Source organism: Sphingomonas sp. C3-2 (genome assembly GCF_033025475.1).
Classification (GTDB): Bacteria; Pseudomonadota; Alphaproteobacteria; order Sphingomonadales; family Sphingomonadaceae; genus Sphingobium_A.
Genome location: NZ_CP130322.1, coordinates 2,323,796 through 2,335,160 on the forward strand (window position 1 = coordinate 2,323,796; position 11,365 = coordinate 2,335,160).

Annotated in this window: 10 protein-coding genes and 1 tRNA gene; 8 read left to right on the forward strand and 3 right to left on the reverse strand. The window is 63.6% G+C overall.

The window, feature by feature from the left end; translation table 11 throughout:
• The first annotated feature begins 176 nt into the window (after nucleotides 1-176).
• Entirely contained in the window at nucleotides 177-1,109 is a 933-nt protein-coding gene (locus QYC26_RS11195; RefSeq protein WP_317512303.1) for a DMT family transporter, read from the forward strand.
• 88 nt (nucleotides 1,110-1,197) lie between these two features.
• Here QYC26_RS11195 and QYC26_RS11200 read toward each other — a convergent pair whose 3' ends face one another.
• Nucleotides 1,198-2,472 carry a class I SAM-dependent methyltransferase gene (locus QYC26_RS11200; RefSeq protein ID WP_317512304.1) on the reverse strand — a complete coding sequence of 425 codons (1,275 nt, stop codon included), beginning with the start codon at nucleotides 2,470-2,472 and terminating at the stop codon, nucleotides 1,198-1,200.
• 435 nt (nucleotides 2,473-2,907) lie between these two features.
• A tRNA-Pro gene (locus QYC26_RS11205) sits at nucleotides 2,908-2,984 on the reverse strand.
• 226 nt (nucleotides 2,985-3,210) lie between these two features.
• Here QYC26_RS11205 and yajC point away from each other — a divergent pair.
• The 7 genes from yajC to QYC26_RS11240 all read left to right on the forward strand — a co-directional run bounded on the left by yajC (nucleotide 3,211) and on the right by QYC26_RS11240 (nucleotide 9,710).
• Nucleotides 3,211-3,552 (forward strand): preprotein translocase subunit YajC, encoded by a 342-nt coding sequence (yajC, locus tag QYC26_RS11210; RefSeq protein ID WP_317512305.1) that lies wholly within the window; start codon nucleotides 3,211-3,213, stop codon nucleotides 3,550-3,552.
• A gap of 10 nt (nucleotides 3,553-3,562) precedes the next feature.
• Nucleotides 3,563-5,155, forward strand: coding sequence for a protein translocase subunit SecD (gene secD, locus QYC26_RS11215; RefSeq protein ID WP_317512306.1), 1,593 nt, complete (start codon nucleotides 3,563-3,565; stop codon nucleotides 5,153-5,155).
• Nucleotides 5,156-5,166: 11 nt separating this feature from the next.
• A complete protein-coding gene (gene secF / locus QYC26_RS11220) occupies nucleotides 5,167-6,144 on the forward strand; it encodes a protein translocase subunit SecF (protein ID WP_317512307.1) in 978 nt (325 codons plus the stop codon).
• Nucleotides 6,145-6,154: 10 nt separating this feature from the next.
• A complete protein-coding gene (locus tag QYC26_RS11225) occupies nucleotides 6,155-6,541 on the forward strand; it encodes an Mth938-like domain-containing protein (RefSeq protein WP_317512308.1) in 387 nt (128 codons plus the stop codon).
• A 111-nt stretch (nucleotides 6,542-6,652) separates the two neighbouring features.
• Nucleotides 6,653-7,435, forward strand: coding sequence for an outer membrane protein assembly factor BamD (locus tag QYC26_RS11230; protein WP_317512309.1), 783 nt, complete (start codon nucleotides 6,653-6,655; stop codon nucleotides 7,433-7,435).
• A gap of 28 nt (nucleotides 7,436-7,463) precedes the next feature.
• Nucleotides 7,464-9,128 carry a DNA repair protein RecN gene (gene recN / locus QYC26_RS11235; RefSeq protein WP_317512310.1) on the forward strand — a complete coding sequence of 555 codons (1,665 nt, stop codon included), beginning with the start codon at nucleotides 7,464-7,466 and terminating at the stop codon, nucleotides 9,126-9,128.
• 6 nt (nucleotides 9,129-9,134) lie between these two features.
• On the forward strand, nucleotides 9,135-9,710 hold the full coding sequence (locus QYC26_RS11240) for an rRNA large subunit pseudouridine synthase E (RefSeq protein WP_317512311.1): 576 nt from the start codon (nucleotides 9,135-9,137) through the stop codon (nucleotides 9,708-9,710).
• A gap of 3 nt (nucleotides 9,711-9,713) precedes the next feature.
• On the opposite strand, the gene QYC26_RS11245 is transcribed toward QYC26_RS11240, so the two are convergent.
• Complete coding sequence (locus tag QYC26_RS11245) at nucleotides 9,714-11,243, reverse strand: lipopolysaccharide biosynthesis protein (RefSeq protein ID WP_317512312.1); 1,530 nt, start codon at nucleotides 11,241-11,243, stop codon at nucleotides 9,714-9,716.
• Nucleotides 11,244-11,365 lie beyond the last annotated feature (122 nt).

Below are 11,365 nucleotides of genomic sequence, written 5' to 3' on the forward strand. Positions count from 1 at the left end.
CTCCTTGGTTTTAAAGGATCGTTAAATTTAACCGTTATGGATCGTTGTAGGACAGCCATACGCCGCTTCGCAGGAGACGTGAGAGAAATGGCCAAAAATGCGCGAGAAATCGACAAGACCGCGTCCGGTGCGGCTGGCATTGACGCGGCTTGTCGTGAAAACAGTCGGGCGTGGGTATGAACAGGACAGTGGCGGGCGTTGCGTGCGGGGCGGGGGCAGGGGCGCTGTGGGGGCTGGTGTTCCTTGCGCCCGAACTCACCCGGTCGTTCACGCCGATGCAGATCGCGGCCTCGCGCTATCTGGCGTACGGGGTGCTTGCGCTCGCGCTGCTCGCCCCGCGCTGGAGGCGGCTGGCGCCGCATATCGGGCGCGCCGAATGCTGGGCGCTCATCTGGCTGAGCCTGTTCGGCAATGTGCTCTATTATGTGCTGCTGACCAATGCGGTGCTCTTGGGCGGTGTGGCGATCACCTCGCTCATCATCGGGTTCCTGCCGGTGGTGGTGACGCTCATCGGATCGCGCGAACACGGCGCGGTGCCGCTCGGCAGGCTGGCGCCCTCGCTGCTGCTGAGCGCGGCGGGGATTGCGTGCATCGGCTGGCAGGCGGCGCAAGGCGCTGAAAGCGGGATGCGCGCCGGCGGGTTTCTCGGCATGGTGTTTGCGGCGGGCGCGCTCTTGTCCTGGACCGCCTTTGCGGTGGGCAATGCGCGCTGGCTGGGGCGGCTTGGCCATATGAGCGCGCATGACTGGAGCCTGCTCACCGGTGTGGTGACGGGGGCGGAGGCGCTCCTCCTCGCCATACCCGCCTTCCTCTTCGACACGACCGCGCATCCGGCGGCGGACTGGATCACCTTCTGGGCGGTGGCGGGGAGCGTGGCGGTGCTCGCCTCGATCGTCGGCAACGCGCTGTGGAACCGCGCGAGCCAGCTGCTGCCGCTGACGCTGGTGGGGCAGATGATCTTGTTCGAAACGCTGTTCGCGCTGCTTTACGCATTTCTATGGGAACAGCGTCTGCCGACCGGGGCGGAGGCGGCGGCGATGCTGCTGGTGGGCGCCAGCGTGATTACCTGCCTGCGCGCGCATCGGGTTGAGACGGCTGCGGAGCGCTAGGCGCTTTTCCGAGCCAGAACCCGACACTGGTGCGCGGGGGTGTTGCCCGACATCAACGTGAGGCGGAGTGATCGATGCCGAGTTTTAGCTAGAAAATGTGTATCCCGGCCACGGCCGTTACAAACTGGCAACCCCACTGACGAACATGGCTTAGTTGCGAAACGATCTCGGATCGTAAGTTCCATGGAAGAAGGAGCAGATAGGCCGGGCGGGTTTTCTCGATGATCTCGGGCGATACAATGGGGATCGCGCTCCCGGGCATATATCGGCCGATCTTCGCGTCATTGACGTCGGCGATAAAGTCGAGCGTGGTTGAGTCCGCCTGGCAAAAATTGAGGAATGTGTTGCCTTTGGCAGCGGCTCCGTAGCCCGCAATCGTTTTCCCGGCCGCCTGTTGTGCACACACGAATTCCTGAAATTCGTTACGAACACGCGTAATTTCCTGGTCGAAATTCGTGTACCCTTCGGGCAGGTCGAGCGACGCGCTTCGTTCCTTTTTCAAGATGGAGGCAACGGCGGCGGTGGGTTCAAACAGCGCTGCTTCATGACAGATATAGACACGGAGCGATCCGCCATGGGTATCAAGCTCCTCAACGTCGAAAACTCGTAATCCTTGATCGCTGAATATCCGGCTTACCGACAGGAGGGATAAATAAGAGAAATGCTCATGATATATCTGATCAAACTGAAGGCCGGATATTGTTTTCAGTAGATGTGGAAATTCAACTGTAAAGACGGCATCTTTTTTCAAGATAATCGATACACCTCGCGCGAAATCTCCAATGTCCGGAACATGGGCGAGAACATTTTTCGCGGTCAGATGATCGGCGGCTATGCCGCGCGAGCGCATGTCTTTAGCAGTCTGTTCTCCAAAAAAACGTATTTCAGTGTCTATCCCCAATGATTTCGCGTGTTCCGCGACATTGGCGGCAGGCTCTATTCCAAGCGTTCGGATACCTGCCGATTTGAAAAACTGGAGAAGATATCCATCATTGCTGGCAATCTCGATAACCAGATGACTGCTCGTCAGTGCGAAACGCTCAATCATTTTCCTTGCGTACTGGCTGCAATGATCCAGCCATGTATCGGAGCATGATGAAAAATATGGATAATCGGTGAATATTTTCTCAGGCGGCAGGCAGTTGTCCACCTGAACCAAAAAACATTCTCGGCAGAAACGTGCGTGCAACGGATATGTCTCGGCATTGGCTGCCTTGGATCGATTGGTAAGATAGAGATTGGAAAGGGGCTGTGATCCTAGATCAGCCCAGGTGACGGAAAGCGGTGATCGGCAATATTGGCATTCGGGATAGGCATTGTCATCTCGACCATGTTCGTCATCCAACTTTGCTCGGAGCGACATTCGAGTCTCCCGTTTCCGTATTATGCCCTAGAACATTCGTCATAGGTTTAACCGGTTCACGCATCCTTGGATGGAAGCACAGGGGTTAACCCGCCGGAAATTGGTATTAGGCGGTGCACCCATTAAGCTGAGCAGTCTGTATGGGATTGTTTTGAATCTCACCACGCGGAGCAGGGTATGATCCATCTCGATGCTGATCAAAATGATCGGTCGAGTTTGCGATTCCCGCAGACCACCTGGAAACGCAGTTGGTGGCGCCGCTTCGAAATGTGTCGCCGTTATCCACTGGGCGCGACTCTGCTGAATGTCTTCCGCGCCGGTGGCTGTTGTCGTCAGGGTGGAGAAATGATGCCTTACGGTCTGATTGCCGCTGGTGCAGCTGACGGTAATGCCCAGCTTTTGTGCTCATTGAGCTGGTGCCAATGCTGGTATCCTTGGTCGGGACGAGAGGATTCGAACCTCCGACCCCCACACCCCCAGTGTGATGCGCTACCAGGCTGCGCTACGTCCCGACCGGAGCGCGGCAAATAGGACCAGTTTCGGATTCTGGCAAGCGCGAATCCGCAAAAAACTGCAAGTCGGGCGTTGAAGCCTCTCCAAAGCAGGCGGCACGGGTGTGGCAGGGCGCCATCACCCCGTGGAAAATGGCAAAAGTTGCGCGTGGCCCCTTGAACATGATAGGCGCCCGCCTTTCATATGCGGCTGTTCACCGCAGCCAACAGACAGGTAAGACCGTCCATGTTCATTACGCCCGCATACGCACAGGCAGCCGGTGGCGCCGCAGCTGGGGGAGGCACGGCCTTCTTCGCGCAGATCGCGCCGCTGATCCTGATCTTCGTGATCTTCTGGTTCCTGCTCATCCGTCCGCAGCAGAAGCGGATGAAGGAACATGCGGCCAAGATCGCGGCCGTGGCGAAGAACGACCAGGTGGTGACCGGTGGCGGCCTTGTCGGCAAGGTGACCAAGGTCGAGGACCAGTTCGTCGAGGTGGAGATCGCCTCGGGCGTGAAGGTCAAGGTGGTGAAGTCGACGCTTTCTGATGTGACGCCGGCCGCCGGCTCGCGCCCCGCGAACGACTGAGCCCGCCCCGATGCTCGATTTCCCGCGCTGGAAGGTCTGGCTTGTCTGGATCACGATCATCGTCTGCTGTCTCTATTCCGTCCCCAGCTTCTTTCCCAAGGAGCAGGTGGCGAAATGGCCGACATTTGCGCAGGCCCGTTTCAACCTGGGCCTCGACCTTGCAGGTGGGAGCCATATTCTGCTTGAGGCCGATACCGCCGACGTCGCCAAGCAGCGCCTTGAGCTGATGGTGGAAACCGTTCGCGGCGAGATGCGCAAGAGCACGCCCGCGATCGATATCGGCGATATCTCGGTCCAGGGCGGGCAGGTTTCGTTCATGGTCCGCAACCCCGCGCAGGTCGATGCGGCGGTGGAGGCGCTCCGCGCGCAGACGCAGGGCGCCGGCATGACCGGCCAGCGCGACTGGGATGTGAGTGTGGTCGATTCGACTCGCGTCGTGCTGAAGCCGACCCAGGCCGGGCTCGACAAGGCGCTCGACGATGCGCTGGCGGTGGCCCGCGAGGTTGTTGCCCGCCGTATCGATCCCGACGGCACCAAGGAAGTGACCGTGATCCGCCAGGGCACGAACCGCATCGTGGTTCAGGTGCCGGGGCTTGAGGATCCGGAAGCGCTGAAGAGCCTGCTGGGCAAGACCGCCAAGCTCGAATTCAAGCTGGTCGACCAGAATGCCGATCCGGCGCAGGTGGCGCAGGGCCGCGCACCGGTGGGCAGCGAAGTGCTACGCATGGCCGATGGCTCGGGCGCGATGGCGGTGAAGCGCACCGCGATCATCACCGGCGACCAGTTGGCCGATGCTACCCAGGGTTTCGACTCGCGCGACAACAGCGCGGTCGTGAACATCCGTTTCGACGCGCAGGGCGGCCGCCGCTTTGCCCGCGTGACGCAGGAAAATGTCGGCAAGCCCTTTGCCATCATCCTCGACAACCAGATCCTGTCGGCGCCGAATATCAACGAACCGATCCTTGGCGGCTCGGCGCAGATTTCGGGCAGCTTCACGGTGGAAACCGCGAACCAGCTGGCGGTTCAGCTGCGTTCGGGCAAGCTGCCCGTCGCGCTGAAGGTGGTTGAGGAGCGCACGGTCGGCCCCGATCTGGGCGCCGATTCGATCCAGAAGGGCATGGTTGCCGGGACCATCGCGACGCTGGCCGTGATCCTGTTCATGATCGTCACCTATATGCGGTTCGGCGTGTACACGACCGCCGCGCTGGTGGTGAACGCGTTCATGATCCTTGGCATCATGGCGATCTTCAACGCCACGCTGACGCTGCCTGGCATTGCCGGTTTCGTGCTGACGATCGGTGCGGCGGTTGATGCCAACGTGCTGATCAACGAACGCATCCGCGAGGAATTCCGGCGCGGCCGCGGGGTGATCCAGGCGTGCGAATTCGGGTATAAGGAAGCGAGCCGCGCGATCTTCGACGCGAACATCACCAACGTGATTTCGGCGGCGATCATGTTCGCATTCGGTTCCGGCCCGGTCCGCGGTTTTGCCGTGGTGCTGACGATCGGCATCGTGACGTCGGTGTTCACCGGCGTGACCTTTACCCGATTGCTGGTGGCCGACTGGCTGAAGCGTAACCGTCCCAAAGAAATCGTGATTTAAGGACCGTATCGATGCGTCCGCTGAAGCTTGTCCCCGACAATACGAACATTCCGTTCCTCAAATATCGCCATATCGCGATGGGGTTCTCGATCCTGCTGATCGTCGCCTCGCTCGCGCTGGTGGCGGTACGGGGCTTCAACCTGGGCGTCGACTTTGTCGGCGGCCAGATGATCCGCGTGAGCTTTTCCCAGCCCGTGCAGATCGACGAGTTGCGCTCGTCCATCTCGGCGCTGAACCTGGGCGAACCCGCGATCCAGCAATTCGGCAAGCCGACCGATGTGTCGATCCGCATGCCGGTGCCCGAGGGCGGCGAGGAAGGCGCGAACAAGGCCGCGACCGTGATCAAGCAGACGATCAGCGCCAAGCATCCCGATGCGCGTTTCGATTCGGTCGAGACGGTTTCGGGGCAGGTGTCGGAAGAATTGTTCCGCACCGGCGCGCTTGCGCTCGGCCTCGCGATGCTCGCGATCTCGATCTATATCTGGTTCCGCTTCGAATGGCAGTTCGGCGTCGGCTCGTTGTTCGCGCTGTTCCACGACGTGGCGCTGACCTTGGGCTTTTTCGCGCTGACCCAGCTTGAGTTCGACCTCAACGTCGTGGCCGCGATCCTGACGATCATCGGTTATTCGCTGAACGACACCATCGTCGTGTACGATCGTATTCGCGAGAATATGCGCAAATACCGCAAGATGGACGTTTCCTCGATCCTCGACCTGTCGATCAACGAAACGCTGTCGCGCACCGTGGTGACCTCGTTGTCGCTGATCATCGCGCTTGTCGTGCTGCTGCTGCTTGGCCCCGAAGTAATCTTCGGCTTCACCGCAGCGATGCTGCTCGGCATCGGCATCGGCACTTTCTCGTCGGTCTATGTCTCGGCAGCGATCCTGCTGTGGCTGAAGGTGACACCCGACAGCTTCGTGCCGAAGGATGTTGCCAAGGGCGGCAAGGGCGCCGAACGTGTCCGCGAAGACGACGGCGCGGTGCCCTGAGGCCAATAGGATGAGCGTTCGTTTCGACCGTGAAAATGTGGGTGCGGGGCCGCGTATCTCGGGTTTCGTCGAGGGCGGCTTTTGCATCGACGGCGAGGTGCATGAAGGCGGCGTGCTGCTGACCCCGCAAGGGGTGGAGCGCTGGGACGCCCCCGCGCTCGACGCGCTGGTGCCGGCGGATGTCGAGCATTTGCTGGCATTGGCGCCTGCGCCCGAGTTTCTCCTCATCGGGACGGGGGCGGCGCTGGCGCGGCCCCCGCGCGCCTTTGTCGAGGCGCTGGAGACACGCGGAATCGGCGTCGAGCCGATGGACAGCCGGGCGGCGGCACGCGCCTGGATGGTGCTGCGCGCCGAAGATCGCTGGATCGCGGCGGCGCTGTTTCCGCTTAATCGGTGACCGGAGCGGCGAGGCGCTCGATTTCGCTTCGCCCCACCCATGAAAAAATGAGGCGCATTGCGTGCATCTCGGCGCTTGGCGAAGTCGTTTCGCTCAGCTAGAAACCGCCCCATGCGTATTTCTGCCATGAAGCCGGCCGCCCTTCTGATCGGCGTTGCCCTGATCGCCCCGCTCGCCGGTTGTGCCCGTGGTTCCGCCAGCTCCAAGGCAGATACCAACTATGTCGCGAGCGATGTGAACACGCTCTACAACGCGGCAAAGGACCGGCTGGACCGCAAGCAATACAAGATGGCGGCCGCGCTGTTCGACGAGGTGGAACGCCAGCATCCCTATTCGCCCTGGGCCCGCCGCGCGCAGCTGATGAGCGCATTCAGCTATTATGCCGCCCGGCAGTATAATGAATCGATCCAGTCGGCGCAGCGCTTCCTTGCGATCCACCCGGGCAACAAGGATGCGCCCTACGCCTATTATCTGATCGCGCTCGATTATTACGAGCAGATCACCGACGTGACGCGCGACCAGAAGATCACCCAGCAGGCGCTGAACGCGCTGGGCGAGCTGACCCGCCGTTATCCCGACACCCGCTATGCCGCCGATGCGCGCCTGAAGATCGACCTTGTCCGCGACCATCTGGCCGGCAAGGAAATGGAGATCGGCCGTTTCTATCAGCGCCGTGCGCAGTGGCTGGCGGCGAGCGTTCGTTTCCGCAACGTCGTCGACGAATATGACACGACGACGCACGCGCCCGAGGCGCTGATGCGCCTGACCGAAAGCTATCTGGCGCTGGGCATGCGCGAGGAAGCCAAGAAGGCGGCCGCCGTGCTGGGCAACAATTATCCCGGCACCAAATGGTATGAGCGTGCCTATGAACTCATGCAGAAATATCCCGCCTGACGGCCATGCGCGCTGAGGGGGCCAGGCCGTGCTGACCGGGCTTTCGATCCGCGATGTCGTGCTGATCGAGGCGCTCGACCTTGAGTTCGGGCGCGGGCTGGGGGTGCTGACCGGCGAGACCGGGGCCGGCAAATCCATCCTGCTCGATTCGCTGGGGCTGGCGCTGGGCGCGCGCGCCGATAGCGGGCTGGTGCGACAGGGGCAGACGCAGGCGGTGGTGAGCGCGAGCTTCGACCCTGAAGGCGCAGCCCATCCCGCGCTGGCGCTGCTTGCCGAAAACGGGCTGGACGCGGAGCCGGGCGAACCGATCATCCTGCGCCGCATGGTGAAGGCTGATGGCGGTAGCCGGGCGTTCATCAACGACCAGCCGGTATCGGCCGGATTGCTGCGCGAATTGGGCAGCCTGCTCGTGGAAATCCACGGCCAGCATGACGAGCGCGGGCTGCTGAACCCGCGCGGACACCGCGACCTGCTCGACAGTTTTGCCCGTGCCGATACGGGCGCGGTGGCGGCGGCGCATTCGGCGTGGCGCGCGGCGACCGACGCGCTGGAACAGGCGCGCGCCGATATCGAGAATGCCGCGCAGGACCGCGAATGGCTGGACCATGCGATCGGCGAACTCAGCCGCTTCGCGCCCGAGGACGGCGAGGAGGAAATGCTCGCCGCTGAACGCGCCGATATGCAGAAGGGCGCGCGGCTTTCGGACGATCTGGGCGCGGTGCTCGAGGCGTTTTCCGGATCGGACGGCGGGCTTTCCCAGTTGCGTCAGGCGGCGCGCCGGCTGGACCGCGTGGCGAGCGAGCATCCCTATCTCGCTGAGGCGCTGGCCGCGCTCGACCGGGCGGTGATCGAAGCGTCCGAGGCCGAGGAAAAGCTGGATGCCGCGGGCGAGGCGCTGCGCCATGACCCGGAGCGGCTGGAAGCGATCGAAACCCGGTTGTTCGAGCTGCGTGGATTGGCGCGCAAGCACCGCGTGGCGCCCGACCAGCTGGGCGCGCTGCTGCGCGAGCTTGAGGCGCGCCATGCGCGGCTGGAGGCCGGCACCGAGGGGCTCGCGCAGCTGGAAGACGATGCGCGCGCCAAGGCCAAGACGTACCGCGCGGCGGCCGAGGCGTTGAGCACGGCGCGCCGGGCGGCGGCGGGGCGGTTGGACGCAGCGGTGAAGGGCGAGCTTGCCCCGCTGAAGCTGGATGCCGCGCGCTTTCGCACCGTGGTGGAGGCGCTGCCCGAAAGCCAATGGGGGGCGGGTGGCGCTGACCGCGTGGAATTCGAGATTTCGACCAACCCCGGTGCGCCCTTCGCGCCGCTGATGAAAATTGCGAGCGGCGGTGAGCTGTCGCGCTTCATCCTCGCGCTGAAGGTGGCGCTGGCCGAGGAAGGCGGCGCGGCGACGATGATCTTCGACGAGATCGATCGCGGCGTTGGCGGCGCGGTGGCGAGCGCGATCGGCGAGCGGCTGGGCCGGCTGGCGCAGAAGACCCAGCTTCTGGTGGTGACGCACAGCCCGCAGGTGGCAGCGCGCGGCGCGGCGCATATGCTGATCGCCAAGAGCCATGACGGACTGGTGACTCGGACCGGGGTGGCGGTGCTTTCCGATCATGACCGGCGCGAGGAGATTGCGCGGATGCTGTCCGGCGCGAACATCACGCAGGAAGCGCGCGCGCAGGCCGACCGGCTGCTGGAAGCGGCATAAGAACCAATGTCTCGTCTGATCCTGTTCAACAAGCCTTATGGCGTGCTGTCGCAATTCACCGATCGCAGCACCGATGGCGCGCGTGCGACGCTATCTGACTATATCGATCTGCCCGGGGTATACCCCGCCGGGCGGCTGGACCGCGACAGCGAAGGGCTGTTGCTGCTGACCGATGACGGGCGCCTGCAGGCGAAGATCGCCGATCCGCGCTTCAAGATGGCGAAGACCTATCTGGTGCAGGTGGAGGGCGATGCGGATGCGGGCCAGCTGGAAGCGCTGCGCCGCGGCGTCGCGCTGAAGGACGGGATGACCCGGCCCGCGCTCGCCGAGCGAATCGACCCGCCCGCGCTGTGGGAGCGCGATCCGCCGGTCCGCTTTCGCAAGACCGTGCCCGATTGCTGGATCAGCCTGACGATCCGCGAGGGGCGCAACCGGCAGGTGCGGCGGATGACGGCGGCGGTGGGCTTGCCGACGCTCAGGCTGGTGCGCTGGAGCATTGGCGACTGGACGCTTGAGCAACTGGAGCCTGGCAGCTGGCGCGATGCGCCGCCGCCATCCGCACCGGCATCGCGTCGGCGCTGAGGGTTAGACCAGCTTCAGTTTGCGTGCGGTTTTGCCAAGCGCCTGACGATCATGCAGCGGGAGCGCGAAGCGGCAGCTGACCCAGACGGTGGCGAGCGTGACGATCACCACCACGGGAAGCTGCAGCGCCGCCGGTTGCAGCTTTGATGCCACGACCGCGATCAGCAGGCCGGGGACAGAGATGAGGATGCTCATCAGCGCGACCCGGGTGAAGGGCGCTTCCATCGGGTGGATCGCGTCATAGCGGTGGAGCTGGAGCAGCGGGATGAGCGCGGTGACGATGAAGCCGATGCCGGTGGCGAGCGCCATGCCGGTCAGCCCATAATGGGTGACGAGCGGCCAGCCGACGGCGACTGTCGCGCACAGCCCGATCGCGCTGGCGACGATCTGGGCGCGGTAGCCGCCGACCACCTGCTGCACCGACACCGCCGATCCGAACACGGCCTCGACCATGCGCGCGCCGATGAGGATGACGAGCGCGGCGTGCGCGGCATGCGCATCGCGCCCGAACAGGCCGAGAAACGCCTCGCCGCCGCCCGCCATCACCGCGCCGAGCGGGACGGCGATCGCGAAGATGAGGCGCGTGGCAAAGGCATAGAGCGGGATCACCTCGTCCTTGCCGCCGCGCGCGGCGAGCGAGGCGAGGGGAGCGAGCACATAGCCGAAGGACTGGCGGACGAGCTGGACGATGCTCGAGATCTTGCGCGCGATCGTATAGAGCGCGGCCGCCGTGGCGCCGCCTGCGCCGGGAATGAGCGCGTTGAGCACGATCGGCGGGGCATCGCCGAACAGCCGGCCGAGGATGTTGTTGGGCAGCATGGCGAGCCCGGCGCGCAGCGTATCGAGAAACATCGGATCGATGAGCGGGCCATGGGCGAGATGGCGCAGGTCATAGTTGCGCGCGAGCAGGCGGATGCTGAGCAGGCAGATGAGCGCGAGCGAGATGATGTGCGCCATGAACAGCCCGACAATGCCGAAACCCATCGCATAAAAGCAAATGGCGAGGAGCAGCCGGATCAGCTGTTCCCAGAAGATCCGCAGCCGGATTTCGGCGCCGAAGACCCGCCGGGCACGGAGCGCCGAGGTGGATATCTCGACAAAGGCCCAGAGCGGCAATGCCCAGGCGAAGAGCCGGATCGATTCGACCAGCACGCCCTGATCGGACGCCGCGACGTTGAAGATCGGCGCGACATGCGGCGCCAGCAATGATGCGGCGGCGGCGATGACGAGGCAGGGGATGATCCCGAGCAGCAGGGCCGAACGCAGCGCCGCGGTGGCGGCGCGTTCGTCCTCGGCCTGCGGCACGACACGCTGGAGCGAGGAGGTCATGCCGAGATCGGCAATATTTTCGACCAGGTTGATCGTCGCCCAGAGCACCGCATAGAGCCCGTAGCTGGCGAGCCCGAACAGCCAGACATAGACCGGCTGCGAAATGACATCGATCACCCCGCCGAGTCGCGCGAGCAGCGTGGTGCCCAGCCCCTTGGCGAGATCGCGGTTAGTGACGCCTGCATCGGAGGGGGCGGCTGTCATCGGTGCAGCCCGCCAAGGCATGTCCAGCCCCCGGAAATGCCGGGAGCCCGGGCGCGCGTAAGGCACCGCAGATTTGGCGTGTGCATGGTCGGGGATTGTTGAAAGGGCTGCATGTGCCTAAA